Raw genomic sequence first — 21,763 nt, forward strand, 5'->3', positions numbered from 1 at the left:
GAGGGGGAGAGGGGCAAAATCTTCGTTCTTCTGAATGGCTTCAGAAACGTTCAAAGCCTTTCTGTATAAGTACCTTGTCCATTCTTCCTTCTTCCTTCTTCCGACTTCCCTCGGACTTCTTCCCGCGATTTTACCAAGTCTGGGAGTTGAGAGGGGGAGAGAGGGAGAGTGGGAAAATATTCCGTAATTACTTCCGAAGCCCTCAAAACCGCTCTACATAAGTACCTTGTCCATTCTTCCTTCTTCCTTCTTCCGACTTCCCTCGGACTTCTTCCTTCTTCTGAATGCAGAAAATTGAGTATTGGAAACATAATTCAGAGAACAAAGCGTCTTGAGGCTTTATGATCGAGACTGTGTGTGGTGTGAAGTGAAGGAGTAAGATGACTGCCGACAGCCAACTAATCTCCGGTAAGGTAATTCGAGCGATCGCGAGACGCGGTTTTGGGCCTGTCCTCGACGGAGACAGACGCATAACTCGTTCTCTACAGAGTCTCGACGGAGAATTTTTCAAGCGGCTATTTGATATCCTGTTTTCCTCATCGGTTCTGCTCCTGTTTGCTCCGGTTTATCTGCTTTTGGCTCTTTCGATCGCCTTAAGCTCGTCCGGGCCTATTTTTTACGTACAGGAACGAGTAGGCAAAAACCGTAAAATGTTTTATTGCCTTAAATTCAGAACGATGGTGGAAAATGCGGACGATATATTGCTGGAAATCATGGAAAAATCTCCGCATTTGCGTCAAGAGTTTGAGGACAATTTCAAACTCAAACAAGACCCTCGAATTACCTGGATTGGAAGATTTTTACGAATGACCAGTTTGGACGAATTTCCCCAGTTTTGGAATGTTTTAAAAGGAGATATGAGCGTCGTCGGGCCGAGACCTCTAGTTGAAGAAGAACTGCCGAAATACGGCCGTCACATCAACAAAATTCTTACCATCAGACCTGGAATTACAGGCTTGTGGCAAGTGTCCGGTCGCAACGACATTCCCTATCCCCAGCGAGTCCAAATCGACCTCTATTACGCCAAGGACAAAAACCTTTGGATGGATATGTGGATTCTTTTCAAAACAATTGGAGTTGTAATTTTTCCCAAAAATAACGGCGCATATTAATTATTGTCTGCAGTCAGCAATCGGTAGTTAGTTTTGTTTGTTACTGGCCGCTGATGCTGACTACTGACAGCAAGTGGCAAACTCTTTGTCAAAACATTCACATTTTGTTGATGACGATCGCACAATTGTGAGTTAATCTAGAGCTTGAAAATGCGATCGCCAGGGAACAACATCCTCTGGCCGGAACGTCCCAAATTAATTAACACAGCCTGTAAAAGGAAAATCAGATGACGCAACGCAAGCGAGCGCTAATAACAGGTATTACAGGTCAAGACGGCTCCTACTTGACCGAATTACTTTTAGATCAAGGATATGAAGTTCACGGCATTATCCGGCGGAGTTCTAGTTTCAATACCGATCGCATAGATCACATTTATGTCGATCCTCACAGCGCGGACGCACAGTTATTTCTGCACTACGGCGACTTAACCGACGGCACTACTCTGCGCCGGATATTAGAAGAAGTTCAGCCGGTAGAAATTTATAACTTAGGCGCTCAATCCCACGTCAGAGTCAGTTTTGACTCGCCGGAATATACGGTTGACACAGTAGGAATGGGAGTATTGCGCCTGCTAGAAGCAATTCGGGACTACCAGCGCCGCACGGGCATAGAAGTGCGGTTTTATCAAGCAGGTTCTTCGGAAATGTTTGGTTTGGTGCAGGAAGTTCCGCAGAAGGAAACAACTCCTTTTTATCCCAGAAGTCCCTACGCCTGCGCTAAAGTTTACGCTCACTGGCAAACAGTAAATTATCGCGAATCTTACGGACTTTTTGCCTGCAACGGCATCTTGTTCAACCACGAATCTCCCCGTCGCGGCGAAACTTTTGTAACTCGCAAAATTACTCGCGCCGTTGCCAGAATTGTCGCCGGCAAGCAGAAAAAGATTTACTTGGGCAATCTCGATTCCAAGCGGGACTGGGGCTATGCTAAAGACTACGTGCGGGCGATGTGGCTGATGCTGCAACAAGACAAACCGGACGATTATGTCATTGCTACCAACGAGACCCATTCGATTAAAGAATTTCTCGATTTAGCCTTTAATTACGTCAATTTAGAGTGGCAAAAATATGTCGAGTTTGACGAACGCTACTTGCGTCCGGCAGAAGTCGAACTGTTGATTGGCGATTCAACTAAGGCGCGCCAGCAGTTAAATTGGGAACCTTCTGTAACTTTTGAAGAGTTAGTGCATTTGATGGTAGATGCTGACATCACAGCTTTAGAAAAGCAGGAACGAGGTTCTGGTAACGGATTTGATTGAGGCGCGAAACTCAGCAGTCACCGCGACTGCTTGACAGCTATTTTCGTTCAACAAAATTGGTAGTTGGGCGATCGCTCGTCCTAGTTGAGTTAATGTAGATCCACTAGGGCGAGTTTGGTTATATTTTTACTGAGCAGGAAAAACAAGCGCGATCGCTCCAAGTTGTGTAGCGGTAGCATTTTTAGACAGAAAATTGTCGATCGACCTTTATTCAAAATCCCCAGGATCAAATTATGACAAGCTTGGATTTAAGCAACAAGCGCATTCTAGTCACCGGTGGCGCGGGTTTCCTAGGCCGTCAGGTAATCGACCAGTTAGTCAAAACAGGGGCGGATGCTGATAAAATTTCGGTAACGCGATCGCGCGACTGCGACCTCCGCGTCATGGAAAACTGCAAGCGCGCCGCCGACCAACAAGACATCATCATACACCTAGCAGCCCACGTTGGTGGCATCGGTTTAAACCAACTCAAACCGGCAGAACTATTTTATGACAATTTAATGATGGGCGCGCAACTAATCCACGCAGCCTACGAAACAGGAGTCGAAAAATTCGTCTGCGTCGGTACCATTTGCGCCTATCCCAACTTAACCCCAGTTCCCTTCAAAGAAGACGACCTCTGGAACGGATATCCCGAAGTAACCAACGCACCTTACGGAATAGCAAAAAAAGCCTTATTAGTGCAACTGCAATCCTACCGCCAGCAGTACGGATTCAACGGTATCTACTTGCTACCAGTCAATTTGTACGGCCCGGAAGATAACTTTGACCCGAAAAGTTCCCACGTCATCCCCGCATTAATTCGCAAAGTCTACGAAGCCCAAGAAAGGGGAGACAAAACATTGCCAGTTTGGGGCGACGGCAGCCCCAGCCGCGAGTTTTTGTATTCCACAGATGCCGCGCGCGGGATTGTGATGGCGGCTCAATCTTACAATGAATCTGACCCGGTTAATTTGGGAACAAATAGCGAAGTTAAAATTCGCGAATTAGTAGAAACGATTTGCGAATTGATGGGATTTGAGGGAGAAATTGTTTGGGAAACAGACAAACCGAACGGTCAGCCGCGCCGCTGTTTGGATACCGAAAGGGCTAAGGAAAGGTTTGGTTTTGTGGCTGAAATGGGCTTTAAGGAAGGGTTGAAAAATACCATTGATTGGTATCGCAAACACGCAGTTTGAGTGTATAAAACCCCGGTTTTTTGAAGAAACCGGGGCTTTTTTAAATGATATTCAGGGGTTGAAACCGCTACTATACAAACGATGTTTGCCTCCGCAGACTAAGAATAAGAATTTATACCAATCGATCGCCTTTTGGGGAGAGTTCTCCTACAATAATTACTTGTAGAACACTTTTATTGTAAAATATATTATTTTCGCAGATGTTTATTTGGCAATGGAACTGAACCAGCAGAAAGAACTTTTTAGCAAAGCTTATGTGCGTGCGGTTGCAGCCGTGGCAGGTTTCTCGATCGATCTGTTAGAATTAGACTTCGACAGCATCGACCTACAAATCACGGCTGGCAGCGGTGAGGGAAGCGTTTATTTTCCAGAGTTGAAGTTACAATTAAAATGTACTTCAAGGGACGTGATGGATGGCGACTACATCCGATATCCGCTCAAACTCAAAAACTACAACGATTTGAGAAGGAATACCCTAGTACCTAGAATCTTAGTTGTAGTTTTAGTACCAGAAAATCTAGAAGACTGGTTGCAGCAGTCAGAATCTGAACTGTGCATGAGAAGTTGTGCCTACTGGATGTCATTGCGGGGACAGCCAGAAACACAAAATATAGCAAATGTGACTGTTTCTTTACCCCGCACCAATCAGTTTACAATAGAAGCTCTTAAGTCAATGATACAGCGCATTAGCGAGGGAAGTTTGCCATGAAAGTAACTGTAAGAGATAGTCACATTCTGAAAACAATTGAGCCAAATGTGTTAGAGAAATACTTACAGATAAATGGCTGGCATAAAGCTCGTCAATTTTATGACGGATTCATTTGGAGTAAGAAAAATTCAGTGAGTCAGGAGGGGGAAGTATTGGTTTCCCCTCACCAAGATTTTGATGATTTTGCCGAGGTGATGTGTCGGAACTTAAAAGCAATAGAAGTGGTGGAAAATCGTTCTCAGCTAGATATTCTCAGCGATTTAATCACGGTTTTACCTAATGTTGCAATCTCGGGATGGATTAATAAAGTGCACGGGGCAGAATCTCCGGCCAAAATTACATTAATGGGATTTGTCGTGGGGAAGCTGAGAAAAATTAATCTGGAATTGAGCGGATCTGATTATCAGTTGGCCCTCAAGGCTTATGAAGCGCGATCGCCAGTTACCTGTTTTGGTGATTTAATTAAAGAAAATGACTGTTTCGTGCTACAAAATCCGCGAGATTTTGCTCTGCTGACTGAGGCAGAATTAATCAAATAGTTTGGGAAATCCTGGTTGTGGTACAATATCAAGCAAAAATTATTGTGCCGATCGCATTACAGGAAAACAGGTTGTGCAAACTATAAAATTAGGTGCATCGGGTTCCGATGTTGTGAAACTGCAAAAACGCTTGCTGGAGTTAGGTTTGAATCCAGGAAGTGCCGATGGTCAATTTGGGCCGAAAACTGAAGCATCCCTTAAACAGTTTCAAAGCAATCAAGGGTTTTTAGCTGACGGAATTGCGGGCCCCAAAACGCTAGCTGCGTTGTTCCCCGGAGAACCTTTGCGGTTGTCACTTTTATCAGACAGGGCGATCGGGCTAATTTTAGAATTCGAGGTTGGCGGCGGGCGGGAATATTACGAAAAGCTGTTGCAGCGTCCAACTTGGCCGGAAGCAGCATCGGGAATTACGATCGGCATCGGCTACGATCTAGGTTACAACAGTGTAGAAGTTTTTAACCAAGATTGGCATAAATTAGGAGATGCAGATCAAAAACGTTTGAGTAACTGCTGCGGCTTGAAAGGAGAAACTGCAAAAAGCCGTTTAGCTAGCGTGCGAGACATTCTTATTTCTTGGGAATTAGCGTGGGAAGTTTTTAATATTGTAACTATCCCAAAATTTTACAATTTTACTAAAGAAGCATTTCCCGGTTTTGAAGAATTGCCTGCAGATGTTCAAGGCGGATTGGTAAGTTTGGTGTTCAATCGCGGCACGAGTATGGAGGGAAACCGCCGCCGGGAAATGCGTGCCATCCGGGATTTAGTGCAGAAAAAAGATGTGAAGGGCATTGCTGAACAAATCCGGGAAATGAAACGGATTTGGGTGGGTACTTCAATTGCCAGGGGAATGAATAGGCGGCGGGATGCGGAAGCGGCTTTAATTGAGGAAAGTGCTTAATCACAAATGAATAATGACTAATTTCATAACCATTGTAGGATGGGCAAATATCTATTTTTAATAAAATTGGTTCGTAGTGAGGTTTTTCGTGCGATCGAAAAAGAAGGACTGAAATCCTTTTTACGAACCAATCTGTTTGAGTGTTCGGATTTTCTTCCGAGCGAAAAAGAAGGACGGGAGCATCTCAGTTTGGCAAAAATGAGATGCTCCCAGAAGGATTAAAGTCCTCACTACGAACTTTGTAAGTCTAATAATTAAAGCTTTGAACTTGCAGCAGTATGCGGTGGTAGTACAACTTTCTTGGCTAAACCTAGCACTTGTAAAATTTTAATCGCCCACCAAGTCATGTCAATTTCCCACCATTTATATCCAGCTTTTGCTACATTTGGATAAGCGTGATGGTTGTTGTGCCAGCCTTCTCCGTAGGTGAGAATTGCTGCCCACCAAAGATTGCGAGAATTGTCGTGAGATTTGAAAGTGCGGTAGCCTGTCATGTGACTCGCAGAGTTGATTAACCAAGTGCTGTGCCACAGCAAAACTGCCCTGAGAAATACGCCGTAAATCACAAATGACCAACCGCCAATTAGGTACAGCAAGATTCCTACAGGAATTTGCAGTATCAGAAAGTTGCGATCTAACCAGCGGTAAAATGGATCTTTAGCTAAATCTGGAGCGTATTTTTTGTAAGTTTCGTAATTAAAAAACTCTTGGTGCGGGTAAAATATCCACATCATGTGACTCCACCAAAAACCGCGCCGCGCGGAGTAAGGATCTTTATTGTTATCTTCTGTGTAGAGATGATGCTGGCGGTGTCCAGAAACCCAAAAAATCGGGCCGCCTTGTAAGGCTAAAGCACCTATTGTGGCGATCGCATATTCTAACCAAGAAGGCACTTGGAAGCTACGATGAGTTAACATTCGGTGATATCCCAAGCAAATCCCAATGCTGCCAAATAGCCAGTGCAGCAATATCGCTACACCTAAAGCAGACCAAGAAAAAAACCAGGGGGCTAATAATGCTAAGCCGTGTATTATCCCAAAAAATGCCGCAGTCGTCCAGTTAAATGCGATCGGCTGTTTGCCCTCAAGGGCCGTTTCGACGGAATTATAAGTCATGAAATTTTTATTTTAGATAACGGCGATCTGCTAACGAAACAACGATCGACCTTCCCCTATACACTGGTTAAAACTGATGCTCGCGAAAGCATACCGTTACAGGCGGAATAGAAAATGCAAGTTTTACTTACATATTCAGCTTAACAGGCGTTTCCTTTTTATGCAAGTCTAACTTGCAATTTATTGTATGGCCGCTCAACGGAATCCAACTCGGCAGCGTTTAATCGTTGCAGCGCTAGAGTTATTTGTCTCTCGGGGAGTTACCGAAACCACGACTAAGCAAATTGCAGAATTAGCTGAAGTTAATGAGGTAACGCTATTTCGGAATTTTGGTAGCAAGCACGGCTTGCTTTTGGCAGTCATTGAAGAGGCTGCCGTATTTACTAAGTTGGGTGAAAGTTTAGTCGATCGGACAAATCAGACTAGCAGCATTCATGAAACGCTCAAAGACTACGCTATTGCGTGTTTACAGGCGCTGGAACGGGTTCCAGAAGTCGTGCGATCGGTGGTGGGCGAAGCCGGAAAGTACCCCGCAGAAAACCGCGCGGCGTTGGGTAGAGGCTTTACCGAAGCCAACCGTTATGCAGCAGAATATTTTGCTGCTGCGATCGATCGCGAGAAGTTGCACACACATTTGAGCGCCGAACAGCTTGCGAGTTTACTCAACGGAATGTTGGTGGGATATGCGGTGATTGAGTTTACTAGCGAATTTCACGAACTTTGGCATGATCGGGAGGATTTTTTGGAAAATTTAGTCACGCTGTTTTTGCACGGGGCTGTATCGTCTTTTGATGAGGAGGAAGAAAAGGAGAATGCTAGTTTTTTGAGTGAGAATCGGAAGGTGGAAGCTGGGATTTTGCCTGCGTCTGGCGGATTTGGCGCCCAAATTCGGGACAGCCCCATCGCCCAGAATCAATTTGCAGTTAAATCGGAGTTGGCGATCAAAAAAACTGCTGGGGAAAATGTGTTAGATTTGCCAGCAAATTTAGTCGCTGCCATTTTGCAGCGAGCAAAAAAGCTGGGAATCCAACAATATGCTTTAGTATATGTTTTGTTTGGATCGGGATTGAGTAAAGATGAGATTGTTGGGTTGGAGCGATCGCACCACATCAGCGATTCTCGCCAACAACTGCTGCAAGTCACCCAAGGTTTGGGGCGGCAAGTTCCCGTAAATCAATGGATTTTGGGCAAGCGCTACGGTTCTTATACTAACAATCCGCTGACTCAGTGGTTGAAAAGCCGGAAAGATAGCGAGTCAGCTTTGTTTTTAAATCGAACTGGAAAACCCCTGTCGGAAAATGATTTAGTAGAACTGTGGGAAGAATTGACTGCGGGATTGGTGGGTGTTGAAGCAGAGGCGATCGCGATCGAACAAACTCAACAAACCTGGTGCGTGGAGATGTTAATGCGGGGTATGAATTTGGAAGATATGCAGATATTGACTGGGTGGGATGTTGCTAAGTTGCAGCCTTACCTGCGGAGATCCAGGGAAAAAACTGCTTTGGAACAAGCGATTCGTCTCGATCGCAAATCCTAGACAAATCATAGTATTCAAATGCCAAGGTCAAAGAAATGGGAATCAGTTTGAAATTTAACAGGCCTATAATGTACTGTGTTGAGACAATATATGCTATCAGATTCGGTTAATTTACCGTGATATCTGTAGGAAGCGGCAGTGCCGCTTCCCTACGCTGTGGCGAGACAAGATATATTCTGAAATTCGGTTAATTACCCATGATATTTGTAGGACACCGCACTGTCGTGTCCTATCTTTTTTAGCTGTTTCTCTACCCTTTTTAGCCGTCTTCCTAGGTTTTTTCGCATTCTTTTAAACTGATTTAATCTGAAATATGAACGCTCCTGAACCTTCATTAACTAAAACTGAATTAAGAAAATCGCTCCTCAACACCCGCAAATCCCTATCAGCACAAGAGTGGAGAGAAAAGAGCGAAATCCTCTGCAATCACCTGCAAAACTCGCCCCTATTCGCCCAAGCAAAAACAATCCTCGCCTACTTCAGTTTTCGCCAAGAACCAGATTTAAGTCCCTTGTTTGCAACTCCCCGCAAATGGGGATTTCCCCGCTGTGTCGGGAAAGAGCTATCCTGGCACATCTGGCAGCCCGGAGATGCTTTACATAGTGGAGCTTATGGCATACTCGAACCACTGCCTGATGCTCCTAAAATAGATTGTTCAGAAGTAGATTTAATCCTCGTACCCGCCGTTGGTTGCGATGTTCGCGGCTATCGCTTGGGTTACGGCGGCGGCTATTACGATCGAATGCTAACTTTACCAGAGTGGCGAGCGAAAATGGCGATCGCCACAATCTTTGAATTTGCCTTGCTAGCCCAGCTACCCGTTGACTCCTGGGACAAAGCGCTGCACGGAATTTGTACTGAAAGCGGGTTAAAAATGATACAGCAAAAATCCCAAAGGTCGATCGAGTAATAAATTTTTAATAATTAGCAGGATGTCGGCTCAAACGATCGCAGCAAAATTGGTTTGCAGCATCGGACTTCAATCTTCATAAAAATCTGAGGACTTCAGTCCCCACTACAAACTTATACAAACTTATAACAGTTATTTTACAAGACATGATATTATCCCTAGAGCCATCTTTAGTTCTCAGTATAGTTTAATCTAAAATCCAAAATCTAAAATCTAAAATACTATGGCCCAGCGCTACGTTCGAGTTAAAACAACACAAGGACACATCCATTACGGTTTGCTGCAACTGAGCCACAGCGTTCAAGTATTTGATGCACCTCCCTGGTTAAAAGGACAACCAACAGATTTGGAACTCCAACCAGATACTTACCAAATTCTCGCCCCTTGCTCTCCCTCAAAAATTGTAGCCGTCGGCAAAAATTATGTCGATCACGCCGCCGAAATGGGTACTCCAGTACCCGAAGAGCCCCTGCTATTTTTTAAGCCGCCCAGCGCTATCATCCCCGCAGGTGGAGCGATTCGCTATCCGCAGCAATCGGAAAGGGTAGACTACGAAGGAGAATTGGCCTTGGTAATTGGCGAACATTGTAGCAACTGCACTCCCGAACAAGCACACGGCAAGATTTGGGGCTATACAATTGCTAACGACGTCACAGCCCGAGATTTGCAAAAGCGTGACAACCAGTGGGCGAGGGCGAAAGGGTTCGATACATTTTGTCCCTTGGGGCCTTGGATTGTCCGCGAATTGAGTCCGGCTGCACAGTTGCAGACTTTTGTCAATGATAGCGATCGGCCGATACAGTCATCCCCGATCGATCGCATGGTATTTTCCCCAGACTTTCTAGTCTCCTACATCAGTCAAATAATGACTTTGATTCCCGGCGATGTGATACTGACAGGAACGCCACAAGGGGTAGGGCCGCTACAAATAGGCGATCGAGTCCGCATCGAAATTGAAGGTATTGGGAGTCTTGAAAATACAGTAGTCAGTAGTCATTAGTCATTAGTCAACAGTCAGTAGTCAGTAGTCAGTAGTCAGTAGTCAGTAGTCAGTAGTCAGTAGTCAGTAGTCATTGTTGACTGTTAGCTGTTGACTGTTAACCGTTAACTAATAACTAATAACCGTTAACTAATAACTAATAACTACTGCTTTCCTGTCAACTCACAACTAAGAGAACCGGCACTTTTGCCAACTGCCAACTGCCAACTGCCAACTGCCAACTGACTAACGAACCTGCATATAAACAGCATCCGAAAGCGGAGGAATCTCTGCATAGCGTCCCAACGCCGACTGTACGACTGCATAAACAAATGCAGCCAAAGCACCCAAAAACACCATATTAAACAGAGTTTCCGCAATAAATGCGACTTGCAAGCCTCTAGAAAAAATCGGCAAAATCAAACCGCAGAGCATCAAAACAATGTCTAAAAGAATCGCCTGCATCGCATTAAAACGAATGAAGTGACTGATGTTTTCGTTTCTCACCACTGCTAAATACAGCGCAAAGAAAATAATCAAGCTAGCGAAGGGCAACCTATAAATCTGAAGCAACGGAGTTAGCGGGATCAAAAACAGTTGGAGGACAGGAAACTGTGCAAACAGATACCTGCCAAACCCCAGCCCGTCAATCAGTGGCAGCAAATAAGGCAAACAAGCAAAAATTCGGTCTGGAACAGTCGTAGATCCGCGCCAAGTCATAATGAACTCTCCTGAGTCGATCGATAAACTATCAATTCCCGTTAAACTCAGGATAACGCAGCAGGCTCAGTTCCGACTCGCCCGGAATTTTCCCACACTCACAGCCGAGTAGATTCAGGGGTATTTAGATCGAGTCGGGTTCAATAGTCACCATCCCCGATGCCCTGCGCGGGCCGATGCTTTTAGGCCCTGCGCGGGCCGATGCTTTTAGGCCCTGCGCGGGCCGATGATTATTTAATATTGGCAATGACGAAGCCCATTAGACACTCGTATCGATCGGGCAAATTTTCCGTAGGTTTAGCAACTGGATGCCCGCAGCGAAGCTCTCCACCGCTCCAGCGCGGTTGGCCCGTGCGATCGGCGAGCACACAACCTTGGCAAACACACTGAGGGGCAAGCATCTGATTTTCCATTAGAATAACTAACATTTGATACCTCCGGCAGGTTTCATACCAGTAATTTCATTGTATGTCAGGAACTTGGGACAAACGGCTTAAGCTGAACACAATGTAATATTTGGATAAATCATGTGAAATCCGTAGTAGGGTAAAAGATCCCCAATTCGCAATCCTAAATTGTCAAGAGGTTGATTATTGTGACCGACACTAACTTAGACTTGCTTTCCAAAACCGACCCGCAGATTGCCGATTTAATCGGGCAAGAACTCCAGCGCCAGCGAGACCACCTAGAACTGATCGCCAGCGAAAACTTCACCTCCGCCGCAGTAATGGCAGCTCAAGGCTCCGTGCTGACCAATAAATACGCTGAAGGACTGCCAGCCAAGCGCTACTACGGCGGCTGCGAATTTATTGACGGCATCGAGCAAATTGCGATCGATCGCGCCAAACAGCTATTTGGAGCAGCCCACGCTAACGTCCAGCCCCACTCCGGCGCTCAAGCCAACTTTGCAGTGTTTTTGAGCTTGCTAGAGCCTGGGGACGGAATTATGGGCATGGATTTGTCCCACGGCGGACACCTGACCCACGGTTCCCCCGTCAACGTATCCGGCAAATGGTTCAAAGCTTTTCACTACGGAGTCAGCCCAGAAACAGAACAGCTTGACTACGACGAAATTTTGGCACTGGCGAAACAAAACCGACCGAAATTGCTGATTTGCGGCTATTCAGCATATTCGCGAATTATCGACTTTGAAAAGTTTAGAGCGATCGCCGACGAAATCGGAGCCTACCTGCTCGCCGACATCGCCCACATCGCTGGGTTAGTCGCCACAGGCCACCACCCAAGCCCCCTCGCCCACTGTCACGCAGTCACCACCACTACTCACAAAACCCTGCGCGGCCCGCGCGGCGGCTTGATTTTGACCAATGACCCCGAACTAGGCAAAAAGTTCGACAAAGCAGTGTTTCCCGGCACTCAAGGCGGCCCCTTAGAGCACGTAATTGCGGGCAAAGCAGTAGCTTTTGGCGAAGCATTAAAACCCGAATTTAAAACTTATTCCGGTCAAGTAATAGAAAATGCGCGGGCTTTAGCTGCACAGTTGCAGCAGCGGGGTTTAAAACTCGTTTCCGGCGGCACAGACAATCACTTAATGCTAGTAGATTTGCGATCGGTAAACATGACAGGCAAGCGAGCCGACCAATTAGTTAGCGGTGTGAATATTACTGCTAATAAAAATACCGTGCCTTTCGATCCGGCATCGCCTTTTGTCACCAGCGGTTTGAGACTCGGTTCGCCGGCGATGACAACCAGGGGCATGGGAACTACTGAATTTACCGAAATTGGTAATATTATTGCCGATCGACTGCTGAATCCTGAAGATGAAAGCGTCACAGCCGATTGCCTGCGGCGAGTAGCTGCACTTTGCGATCGCTTCCCGTTATATCCGCACTTGTTCTTAAAAGTGCCGGCATTAGCTTAATTTTCCTGATCGGTGACGGGGAATTGGTAGTTGGAAGTGTACGGGTAAAAGGGTAACAGAGCCGGGAAAGATTGAGAGTTGCCATTCGCGCCCCCTGTTTTAACGTGCATATATTTGCCGTAGGGGCGGGTTTCACCAGAGATATTTGTCGGTAGCCAAATATCTTTATAAACCCACCCTGAATTCCCGAATGATGAGGGAAATAACTCACAATTCGTCGATCGCAACTCACAACTCTCCGGCTCCCAACCCCCAGTCGCCCTACAAAAGACCTCTCCCATAATTCTTGTCGGGTAGGCATCCTGCCTGCCCTTTACAGGCTTTTATGGAGAGGTCTAAAGATGTTTCCTTGTGTTGACACTCCTCGGCCTTAAGGTACGAGGATTCTTAAGACATTACGGTCTTAATATCCCTATTGCTAGGGTTCCTTTCGCTGACTACATTTGCACTTTACGTGCGTAGTCATGTCTCCTCTGTGAATGTTTTGGGCGTAGACTTTCCCCCAGTCCGGAGGTGGGTTTTTAAATCTTGTCTGATCCGTGTAGTATACCACAGGCTTGCACATGGATATGTTTACCCAAATACATGAGGATTTCTTACTACACACTTTCGGAGAAAAAGCCGTCCTCAAAGGACGGGGTTTTCAACCCAATTTTCTGATAAGCCATCTGAAATGTAGTAGACTCTGCCTGACAGCCTAATTGCCCCGCACTATTATTTAAAATTGATTTCAGATGCCGTATCAGTATCTGTACCACGTAGTCGCTTTTCTGGTTTCTGCGATCGTCGTCCTCTACAGTACACCAATAGTCAAAAAAATTGGTCTCAAAAGCGGGCGAGTCGATCGGCCAGGCGAGCGAAAAGTCCACAAGCGCCCGATGGTGCGCTTGGGAGGAGTGTCCATCTTTATGGGCACTCTGATTGCTCTGTTATTTGTCTGGCTCTCAGGAGGCTTCATCGATGCTAGCGGACAAATTCTCGATCGCAAAGACGAATACGAAATCTGGGGAGTCACCCTCGGCGGCCTCGGATTCTTCCTCATCGGTTTAGCAGACGATTTATTTTCGCTCTCAGCCATCAAACGCTTGCTCATGCAAATTGGCGTATCCAGCATCGCTTGGTACGCGGGCGTACAAATTGAGTTTCTCACAGTTCCATCCTTGGGACTGACAGATCTTGGCTGGCTGAGCTTGCCAATTACCGTAATTTGGCTCGTCGGTATGGCCAACGCCATCAACTGGATTGACGGTTTGGACGGTTTAGCAGCCGGAGTTTCAGGTATTGCAGCAGTTGTCATGCTGATAGTCAGTCTGTCAATGCACCAACCCGCAGCAGCCCTAATTGCAGCGGCGTTAGCAGGCGGCACTTTGGGATTTCTGCGCTACAACTTCAATCCGGCTCAAATCTTTATGGGAGATGGCGGAGCTTATTTTATCGGTTTCACTCTCGCGGGAGTGGGAGTAATTGGGTTAGTTAAAACTACGGCTATTACCTCTGTGTTGCTGCCATATTTAATTTTAGCTGTACCGATTTTAGATATGTCTGCGGTTATTCTCGATCGGCTCCGCAACGGCAAATCACCGTTTATTGCTGACAAGCGCCACCTCCACCACCGACTTCTCGAAGCCGGAGTATCCCATCGATTTGCGGTTTTATTTATTTACGCCCTAACATTGTGGGTGGGAAGTTTAGCCCTCGCTTTTTCGATACCCAGCGGCGTAATTTACGCACTGGGTGCAACAAGTTTGCTGGGATACGCTAGCTGGAAAGTTTGGAGACACGCTCGATAGTCTGTTAACAGTTAGTTGTTAGTTGTTAGTTGTTAGTTGTTAGTTGTTAGTGATCAATAACCAATAATCAATAACCAATAACCAATAATCAATAACCACTAACCAATAACCACTAACCAATAACCAGTAAAAAATCTAAAATCTAAAATCGAATGGTTGCTGAAATTATTTGTGTTGGCACTGAATTGCTTTTAGGAGATATTCTTAATGGCAACGCTCAGTTTTTAGCCAAAGAATTAGCGAATCTAGGAATCCCTCACTACTATCAAACAGTTGTGGGGGACAATCCAGAACGCATCAAACAAGTGTTAGAAATCGCCGTTAACCGATCGCAACTTTTACTATTTACAGGAGGCCTCGGCCCGACACCAGACGACCTCACCGTCGAAACAATCGCCGATTTCTTTGGCGTTCCCTTAATCGAAAAACCGGAAATTATCGCCGATATCGAACAAAAATTTGCCCTGCGCGGACGCACTATGAGTAAGAGCAACCGCAAACAAGCTTTAATTCCAGAAACGGCGGACATTCTGCCGAACCGCAGCGGTTCGGCACCGGGCATTCTTTGGCAGCCGATTCCCAAGGTGACAGTGATGACATTTCCCGGCGTACCGGCGGAAATGCACTTGATGTGGCGAGAAACCGCCGTTCCTTACCTGAAAAATGGCGGTTGGTGCAGCGCAACTATTTTCAGCCGCACGTTGAAATTTTGGGGAATTGCTGAGTCGGCGCTGGCGGAAAAAGTAGAATCTTTTCTGAATTTAACTAATCCTACTGTCGCTCCCTACGCCAATCACGGTCAAGTCAAATTGCGGATTTCTGCCCGCGCTGACTCGGAAGTGGCTGCGAAAAAGTTAATTGAGCCGATCGAACAACAATTGCAGCAGATTACAGGCCTAGACTGTTACGGTGCCGATACCGATACCCTCCCTTCGACAGTAGGCAAATTGCTGCTGTTGGCCGGGGAAACTCTGAGTGTGGCTGAATCCTGCACGGGAGGAGGGTTAGGGGCGATGCTGACTGCTGTTCCCGGCAGTTCGAGCTATTTTTGGGGCGGGATTATTTCTTATGACAATCGGGTTAAGGAATCATTATTAGGTGTTAATCCCCAAGATTTAGCCGAATTCGGCGCAGTCAGCCAGCAAGTAGCGAAACAAATGGCGGCGGGAGTGCGCGCGAGGCTCAATACGAGTTGGGGATTGAGCATTACAGGCATCGCCGGGCCCGGAGGCGGTACAGACGCTAAACCTGTGGGACTGGTTTATATCGGTTTATCCGGCCCCGACGGCGTGACAGAAAGTTTTGAATACCGCTTTGGCGATGGCCGAGGCCGCGATTGGATTCGGCATCTCAGTAGCTGTACGGCGCTCGATCGGCTCCGGCGTCAATTATTATTGGTAAAAACATAGAAAAATCCTACGATTGGTCAATTGTCAACAGTCAACTGTAAGCTTAAGCTTTATTTAACACTCTCTACTCCGACATAATTTGGCAATCTTCCTTTTGCCTCTTGCTTATCTGTAAAGATTCGTTATGATAATAAGATAGGACTGATTGGCAAAGATACTGAACTCTCTCCTTTGCTCAAAAACAACCAGCAAGCGAGAAAGCAAGTTTGACCTTTGGTTTCAAAGCCGTGCTTGCTTATGTTTCAGAGATTTAGCCGTCGGTTTAGCAGTCTAGACTATAAAAAAAGGAGCTATCCGTTCAATGGAAAACATTGAAAAGGTGCTGGAACAAATTGAAAAATGGGTTCGCAAGTTGATAGAAGGACTGCTGAGTCCCGAAGCTCAACCGGAATTGGAACCGATTCCTATTCCAGTTAACCAACCTAGGCATCGTCGATAGTTGAGACGGGGTTTGAGATTTGATGTTGGCGATCGAATTCAAGTCAAAACTCAAAGTTTTGTGGCGCTGGAATTTAAAAAATTGTTAAAGATCCTGGTACTTCACGGCCCCAATTTGAATTTATTGGGTCAACGAGAACCTGGAGTTTATGGTTCTGCGACTTTAAATGATATCAACGAGTTGCTAGAACGAGAAGCGCAAGCCCTCCAGGTGAAAGTCTCAATTCAGCAGTCGAATCATGAAGGAGTCTTGGTGGATGCAATTCACTCGATGTTAGGGCAGCACCAAGGCTTGTTAATGAATCCTGGAGCTTATACTCATACGAGTGTGGCAATTAGAGACGCGATCGCTGCTGTGAATATTCCTGTGGTGGAAGTTCATCTGAGTAATATTTATCGGCGGGAAGCTTTTCGACACCACTCGTATATCGCACCAGTGGCGATCGGACAAATCAGCGGTTTTGGCTCAGACAGTTATCGGCTGGGGCTGCAGGCTCTGGTTAGTTACTTGGTTAAAAATTAAAAATTCACCGATTTTCGCGATCGGATGAGGGCAGGTTTTAGATGGAAGGCCAGCCCTTGTATGTTTATGTAAAATTGAAATTAGCCACAAGAATTGGGTCATGGCTAATGGCTAATGGGTAACATCCTGTTCCGCACCGCACCCCGGTTCGTAGTGCGGAATGCGAGTCGGCTCTTAGAATGCAGACGCTGACTGACGCACTACAAACCATTTTTGTGATGATAATCGATTCGTAAAAAAAACGGTTTATGATGGTGCGTCCAGAATTGTGGGTAATATCAAATCCGGTAGCATCGGAATGATTCAGATATATATTCTCGGACTCTGTGTACTCTGTGTTCTAGCGCCGGTTAAATCACCTGATGATGCTACCGGAAACGATATAATTGCTAAGGGATAAACTGTACTGCTGCATTTGATTTTAAAATTTTGGGCGCTGCAAAAAGCCCTCCCCACAAGAGTTAAAAAAACAAGATTTTTGAAATTAATTGCAGTACAAATAGAGGGCTAATAAGGAAAAAAAATAACCATTCTCGATTCCTAATTCCCAATTCCCCAATTCCCAATTCCCCAATTCCCAATTACTAACAACTTGAGTTAAATTCAAATGCGCCATTCCCTGTTGAGCAAGTTTCAAGGAACCATACTGGGGGCAGTTTTAGGAGACTCTACAGGCCTGCAATATCAGAGGCAACTGGTGGGTATTTCCCCCAAAACAGAAGGCTGGCAGCCTATTTTACAACTGACGAAACACCAGCAATTGACCCTGAGCGGGCAAACATTGTTGAATTCTCCCAACACTAAAATCCTCACTGGCACGCACTCATCCGAATGCGGGAGACTTGCAGTAGCGTGGACTCAAAGTTTAATTCGGTGTATGGGTTTAGATTTAAAAGATTGGGGCGACACTTGGGAAGGATTTGTCAAATCGGAAATCTATCCTCCAGAAAGCACCGAGTTTCAAAGCGTGCTTAACCCTTGCGAAGCTGCTGTTGCTGCGATCCCGTGCGCGATGTTTTTTCACGAAAATAAAGCTAAGCTGCGAGAAAAAATCATGCTGGCGACAGATGTTTTTCCCAACGAAAATAAGTCAGAATTGCAAACAGCCGTTTTAGCTATCGGATATGCGATCGCCCGATCGCTCAAACAAAGACTCGATCCCTCGACAGCGATCGATCAAACAATTGCCTACCTGAACACAGATAATGCCTTAACAGAGCTACTGCTACAAGTGCAAATACTACTAGAACAGAAAGCCGATTTAGAAACAGCAACCACCCACCTGTGCAAAAGCGTCACAGCTTTGCCAGAAAAACAAGGCGATGGCGACAAAAGAGCGCAAACTAACTCAACTGTCAACCAGGGAAATTTGCTGCCCATCGCCCTAGCTTTCTACTGCTTCTTGAACACTGCAGAAGACTTGCGCTTGTCAGTGATGCGGGCAGCCCGCTGCGGGATAGCCGGACAACTCACCTGCGCTTTGACGGGAGCTTTGTCTGGAGCTTACAACGGCGCTGCTGCGATTCCTGTAGAATGGCGACAATTATCTTCGGCTGCGGTGGAATCGCGGCGGTTCGCCGAAGGCGGAGAACCCTCGCTCTGGGGAATCGGCAGCGATGCCAAAATTGTGGAGTTAGCAAATAATTTGTTTGCGGTGTGGGCGGGAGTTTACAACCCTTCAGCAGGCATGAATTCGGAAGCGCTAGCCCGCGCTGTGGCTGCACCTTATGTGATTAGACCTCGCAAAATATAAAGTTTTGAGCTTGAAAAAGGGAGGGTAAACTAGAAATTAGTAATGAGAAATGAGCAATTAACCAGTCAAAAGCGAAAGCGGAAGGAAAGCGGCAATTAAAAATTTAAAAATAAAATGTGACTATCTTGACTCCCAAAACCCGGTTTCTAGGAAAATGTTGGGTTGTAAAAGCAGGAATCTACGGATAAATCGGGTTTTTAGCCCTCGCGCCCGCGAACGGTTCGAGATAGATAAGGGCCCGAAAGAAGCAGCGGAAGCTTGAGGACACTGCTGGCTGGTTGGCTGCTTCTTAGCAAACCGAACTGCTGGCGACATTCAGGCAAAGTAGCTGGCGCGGTTAAATATTCAGGTACGGTAATTCGGATACACTCAATCAAGATGCACAGTCAGAATTTCTGACCAGGCTGCTGGATAACAGTGAACATATCTTCGACATATAATGAATACGATCTCCTCATTGATGCGGCAGATTGAGCAGCTAGGGGCTGCGCGCTCACTGCGCCAACAGATTGCTAAAGTGCAAAATGGCAGCAAAGCAGAGCCCGATCGCCCTGGCAAACATCTGTTAAGCCGTTTTTCGCTCGACAAACTGGATCTGCCCGAAACTTTTATTAAATTTAGAAGTAAAACCTCAAAATCAACTATCAAAAATCAAGCTCGTTCCCCGATGTTGGTGATCGTAGCGGTAGTTTCCCTCAGCAGCACTTTGGGCCACCGCTTCTACAACCAGCCGAAACTTGATGTGGGGACGAAAGCTCCTCAGACGATTCAGGCTCCTGCTAGTGCTAGTATCCCCGATCGCAAAACTACTGAAGAAGAGCGTTCATCGGCGCGGATCGGGGCTGTAGCGATATTAATGCTCGATCCAGCCGTGGAGCAACAAATCGAGCAAGAAATGCAGCTATTTTGGCAACAGGGAAGCGAACTGCGGCGGGAGGTAGGCTCGTTTCCGTTTGCCGCTACCTCGGCGCTCTCAAATTCGACTCAGCTTTATTTGAGGCGCTGTCCTGAGTGGGAGTGGCGATCGATTTTGGCGGCGGCTGGAGACTCTAGCGGCGCAACTTCCGAGAAGTTGAATTTGGATTCCCCCGCCAGTGATGCGCCGACAGATAGCCAGTCTAAGCAGGAGGCTCTGACTCAACTGCAAGCTTACAGTCGATCGGTCTCAGCAGCAGAGTTCAAAAGCCTGACAGACAGTATTTCCTCAGCTCGCAGCCACTATGTCAGTGCTGTGGATGCGCTGGAAAAACCTTCGGTTTCTGGACTCCGACAGATTTACGATACTTCGTTGTTCGATTTGTCGGATGCAGCTTGGCAGAAAACCCAAACGGGTATGAGTCGAGTGGCAAAAATAATGCTGGCTCAAGGTATCCCGCCGGGGTTGCCAAAAGAGATGTTGAAAGAAGCTGTGAAGCTGCAAATAGCAGATGAAGTGCCTTTAGAGTCGCAAGCTTTGGCAGTTGAAGGTTTAAGTGCGATTTTGCAGCCAAATCTGGTAAAAGATCCCGAAGCAACCAAACAGCTAGCTGAATTGGCGGCGCAAAAGGTGAAACCGGTGACGATCGCCGTCAAGCAGGGCGATATTATTGTTACAGAAGGAAAAGAAATATCGCAGCAAGATTTCGTGTTGCTGGACTATTTTGGTTTGAGCCGGCGGGGGGTGAATTGGCTGGGGCTGGCGGGGTTTGTGTGTTTAGTGTCGGGGGCAATTGCGATCGTGCTGCTGGTAGAAAGGCACTACCGCTTGCGGCGGAGAGATCATTTGCTGTTGCTGTTGCTGACTTTGAGCGCGCCCGTGCTGGTGAGTTTGGGGCTGCCTTGGACGAGTTTGCCCGCGATCGGCATTTTAGCCGGTGGCTTCTACGGTTCGGCCGTGGGAGTGACTGTGGTGGGGCTGCTGTCGGCGCTGCTGCCCGTTGGCTTAAATGTGGAGTTGATTCATTTGGTGGCTAGCGCGGCGGGGGGATTGCTGGGCGCTTTTATGGCCGGGCGGCTGCGATCGCGCGAGGAGTTGGCTCTCTTGGGCGTGGCTGTGGGCTTGACTCAGGGCTCGGTTTATCTGGTGGGGACTTTGATTGCCAGTGCGGCTGCAGGTGCGATTTGGTACCTCGTTCTCGGTACGGTGGGCGCCCAAAGTTTGGCCGGTTTGGCTTGGAGCGTTGTGGCGATCGGCATCAGCCCTTATTTAGAACACGTTTTCGACTTGATCACCCCGATCCGGCTGGCGGAACTTGCCAATCCCAACCGCCCGCTGTTAAAGAAGTTGGCTGCCGAGGCTCCGGGGACTTTTCAGCACACGCTGTTTGTGGCTAGTTTGGCGGAGGCTGCGGCTCGGGAACTCGGCTGCAATGTTGAGCTGGTCAGGACTGGAACATTATACCACGATATTGGAAAAATGCACGATCCGCTCGGATTTTGCGAAAATCAAATGGGCGGGGGAAACAAACACGATGAAATTAATGACCCTTGGAAAAGCGCTGAAATTATTAAAAAGCACGTTAGCGAAGGGTTGCTGATGGCGCGCAAGCACCGATTGCCGAAGGCGATTCAGGCGTTTATTCCCGAACACCAAGGTACGATGTTGATTGCTTATTTCTATCACCAAGCGAAGCAAAATGCTGCCCAAAAACCAGAAGATTTAAAGATTGCTTTGGCAGATGCGGATAATTCTAAGTTAGCCATCGCAATTCGGGAAGTGACGGAGAAGGATTTTCGCTATGTAGGCCCGATTCCTCAGTCGCGGGAAACTGGGATTTTGATGCTGGCGGATTCTTGCGAGGCTGCTTTGCGATCGCTCAAGGATGCCACTCACGAGGAAGCTTTGAATATGGTTAATAAGATTTTGCGCGCTCGTTGGCAGGACAATCAGTTGTTGGATTCTGGTTTGACGCGGGAAGATATGTCTTTAATTGGGGAGATTTTTGTGCGGGTTTGGGAACAGTTCAATCACAAGCGAATTGCTTATCCTAGTGCGGTTTTCACTCCGAGGTAAGGGGAAATTTAGAGTCGCCAAAA

At 46.7% G+C, this 21,763-nt stretch carries 22 protein-coding genes; 16 read left to right on the forward strand and 6 right to left on the reverse strand.

Features of this window, described 5'->3' with window-relative positions:
- Positions 1 to 50 precede the first annotated feature (50 nt).
- Complete coding sequence (locus tag IQ263_RS12080) at positions 51 to 311, reverse strand: hypothetical protein (protein WP_194067647.1); 261 nt, start codon at positions 309 to 311, stop codon at positions 51 to 53.
- A 69-nt stretch (positions 312 to 380) separates the two neighbouring features.
- On the opposite strand from IQ263_RS12080, the gene IQ263_RS12085 reads away from it, so the two are divergent.
- The 6 genes from IQ263_RS12085 to IQ263_RS12110 all read left to right on the forward strand — a co-directional run bounded on the left by IQ263_RS12085 (position 381) and on the right by IQ263_RS12110 (position 5,695).
- On the forward strand, positions 381 to 1,112 hold the full coding sequence (locus tag IQ263_RS12085) for an undecaprenyl-phosphate galactose phosphotransferase family protein (protein WP_194009115.1): 732 nt from the start codon (positions 381 to 383) through the stop codon (positions 1,110 to 1,112).
- A gap of 227 nt (positions 1,113 to 1,339) precedes the next feature.
- Positions 1,340 to 2,371, forward strand: a complete 1,032-nt coding sequence (gene gmd / locus IQ263_RS12090; protein WP_194067648.1) for a GDP-mannose 4,6-dehydratase — start codon at positions 1,340 to 1,342, stop codon at positions 2,369 to 2,371.
- Between the two features lie 233 nt (positions 2,372 to 2,604).
- Positions 2,605 to 3,549: a GDP-L-fucose synthase family protein gene (locus IQ263_RS12095; protein WP_194067649.1), complete on the forward strand. Its 945-nt coding sequence runs from the start codon at positions 2,605 to 2,607 to the stop codon at positions 3,547 to 3,549.
- Between the two features lie 214 nt (positions 3,550 to 3,763).
- Positions 3,764 to 4,258, forward strand: a complete 495-nt coding sequence (locus IQ263_RS12100) for a DUF4365 domain-containing protein (RefSeq protein WP_194067650.1) — start codon at positions 3,764 to 3,766, stop codon at positions 4,256 to 4,258.
- The gene (locus IQ263_RS12105; RefSeq protein ID WP_194067651.1) at positions 4,255 to 4,797 is read left to right on the forward strand and encodes a hypothetical protein; all 543 of its coding nucleotides are present in this window, start codon (positions 4,255 to 4,257) and stop codon (positions 4,795 to 4,797) included. Before IQ263_RS12100 ends, IQ263_RS12105 begins: the two co-directional genes overlap by 4 nt.
- Positions 4,798 to 4,870: 73 nt before the next feature.
- Complete coding sequence (locus IQ263_RS12110) at positions 4,871 to 5,695, forward strand: peptidoglycan-binding protein (protein ID WP_339384846.1); 825 nt, start codon at positions 4,871 to 4,873, stop codon at positions 5,693 to 5,695.
- A 254-nt stretch (positions 5,696 to 5,949) separates the two neighbouring features.
- On the opposite strand, the gene IQ263_RS12115 is transcribed toward IQ263_RS12110, so the two are convergent.
- A complete protein-coding gene (locus tag IQ263_RS12115; protein WP_194067653.1) occupies positions 5,950 to 6,810 on the reverse strand; it encodes an acyl-CoA desaturase in 861 nt (286 codons plus the stop codon).
- Positions 6,811 to 6,997: 187 nt separating this feature from the next.
- Between IQ263_RS12115 and IQ263_RS12120 the strand changes: the two genes are divergently transcribed.
- The 3 genes from IQ263_RS12120 (at position 6,998) to IQ263_RS12130 (ending at position 10,257) form a co-directional block, all read left to right on the forward strand.
- A complete protein-coding gene (locus IQ263_RS12120; RefSeq protein ID WP_194067654.1) occupies positions 6,998 to 8,347 on the forward strand; it encodes a TetR family transcriptional regulator in 1,350 nt (449 codons plus the stop codon).
- Between the two features lie 313 nt (positions 8,348 to 8,660).
- On the forward strand, positions 8,661 to 9,257 hold the full coding sequence (locus tag IQ263_RS12125) for a 5-formyltetrahydrofolate cyclo-ligase (protein WP_194067655.1): 597 nt from the start codon (positions 8,661 to 8,663) through the stop codon (positions 9,255 to 9,257).
- 223 nt (positions 9,258 to 9,480) lie between these two features.
- Positions 9,481 to 10,257, forward strand: coding sequence for a fumarylacetoacetate hydrolase family protein (locus IQ263_RS12130; RefSeq protein ID WP_194067656.1), 777 nt, complete (start codon positions 9,481 to 9,483; stop codon positions 10,255 to 10,257).
- Between the two features lie 225 nt (positions 10,258 to 10,482).
- On the opposite strand, the gene IQ263_RS12135 is transcribed toward IQ263_RS12130, so the two are convergent.
- Complete coding sequence (locus IQ263_RS12135; protein WP_194067657.1) at positions 10,483 to 10,956, reverse strand: Tic20 family protein; 474 nt, start codon at positions 10,954 to 10,956, stop codon at positions 10,483 to 10,485.
- A 230-nt stretch (positions 10,957 to 11,186) separates the two neighbouring features.
- Positions 11,187 to 11,384 carry a hypothetical protein gene (locus IQ263_RS12140; RefSeq protein ID WP_106149203.1) on the reverse strand — a complete coding sequence of 66 codons (198 nt, stop codon included), beginning with the start codon at positions 11,382 to 11,384 and terminating at the stop codon, positions 11,187 to 11,189.
- A gap of 167 nt (positions 11,385 to 11,551) precedes the next feature.
- On the opposite strand from IQ263_RS12140, the gene glyA reads away from it, so the two are divergent.
- Positions 11,552 to 12,835 carry a serine hydroxymethyltransferase gene (gene glyA, locus IQ263_RS12145; protein ID WP_333194513.1) on the forward strand — a complete coding sequence of 428 codons (1,284 nt, stop codon included), beginning with the start codon at positions 11,552 to 11,554 and terminating at the stop codon, positions 12,833 to 12,835.
- Here the strand turns inward: glyA and IQ263_RS12150 are convergent.
- The gene (locus tag IQ263_RS12150; protein ID WP_194067658.1) at positions 12,832 to 13,116 is read right to left on the reverse strand and encodes a hypothetical protein; all 285 of its coding nucleotides are present in this window, start codon (positions 13,114 to 13,116) and stop codon (positions 12,832 to 12,834) included. The genes glyA and IQ263_RS12150 overlap by 4 nt on opposite strands.
- 453 nt (positions 13,117 to 13,569) lie before the next feature.
- Here IQ263_RS12150 and IQ263_RS12155 point away from each other — a divergent pair, with 453 nt between their 5' ends.
- The 5 genes from IQ263_RS12155 to IQ263_RS12175 all read left to right on the forward strand — a co-directional run bounded on the left by IQ263_RS12155 (position 13,570) and on the right by IQ263_RS12175 (position 18,748).
- On the forward strand, positions 13,570 to 14,625 hold the full coding sequence (locus IQ263_RS12155; RefSeq protein WP_194067659.1) for a glycosyltransferase family 4 protein: 1,056 nt from the start codon (positions 13,570 to 13,572) through the stop codon (positions 14,623 to 14,625).
- A 152-nt stretch (positions 14,626 to 14,777) separates the two neighbouring features.
- Complete coding sequence (locus tag IQ263_RS12160) at positions 14,778 to 16,034, forward strand: competence/damage-inducible protein A (RefSeq protein WP_194067660.1); 1,257 nt, start codon at positions 14,778 to 14,780, stop codon at positions 16,032 to 16,034.
- Between the two features lie 301 nt (positions 16,035 to 16,335).
- On the forward strand, positions 16,336 to 16,473 hold the full coding sequence (locus IQ263_RS12165; protein WP_194009100.1) for a hypothetical protein: 138 nt from the start codon (positions 16,336 to 16,338) through the stop codon (positions 16,471 to 16,473).
- Between the two features lie 81 nt (positions 16,474 to 16,554).
- On the forward strand, positions 16,555 to 16,995 hold the full coding sequence (gene aroQ / locus IQ263_RS12170; protein WP_228049995.1) for a type II 3-dehydroquinate dehydratase: 441 nt from the start codon (positions 16,555 to 16,557) through the stop codon (positions 16,993 to 16,995).
- Between the two features lie 607 nt (positions 16,996 to 17,602).
- Positions 17,603 to 18,748: an ADP-ribosylglycohydrolase family protein gene (locus tag IQ263_RS12175; protein ID WP_194067661.1), complete on the forward strand. Its 1,146-nt coding sequence runs from the start codon at positions 17,603 to 17,605 to the stop codon at positions 18,746 to 18,748.
- Positions 18,749 to 18,945: 197 nt separating this feature from the next.
- Here the strand turns inward: IQ263_RS12175 and IQ263_RS12180 are convergent, their stop codons facing one another.
- Positions 18,946 to 19,125, reverse strand: a complete 180-nt coding sequence (locus IQ263_RS12180) for a hypothetical protein (RefSeq protein ID WP_194067662.1) — start codon at positions 19,123 to 19,125, stop codon at positions 18,946 to 18,948.
- 62 nt (positions 19,126 to 19,187) lie between these two features.
- On the opposite strand from IQ263_RS12180, the gene IQ263_RS12185 reads away from it, so the two are divergent.
- Positions 19,188 to 21,740, forward strand: a complete 2,553-nt coding sequence (locus IQ263_RS12185) for an HD family phosphohydrolase (RefSeq protein ID WP_194067663.1) — start codon at positions 19,188 to 19,190, stop codon at positions 21,738 to 21,740.
- Positions 21,741 to 21,763: the final 23 nt, after the last annotated feature.

It is taken from the genome of Tychonema sp. LEGE 06208 (assembly GCF_015207505.1).
In the GTDB taxonomy this organism is placed as follows: Bacteria; Cyanobacteriota; Cyanobacteriia; order Cyanobacteriales; family Microcoleaceae; genus Microcoleus.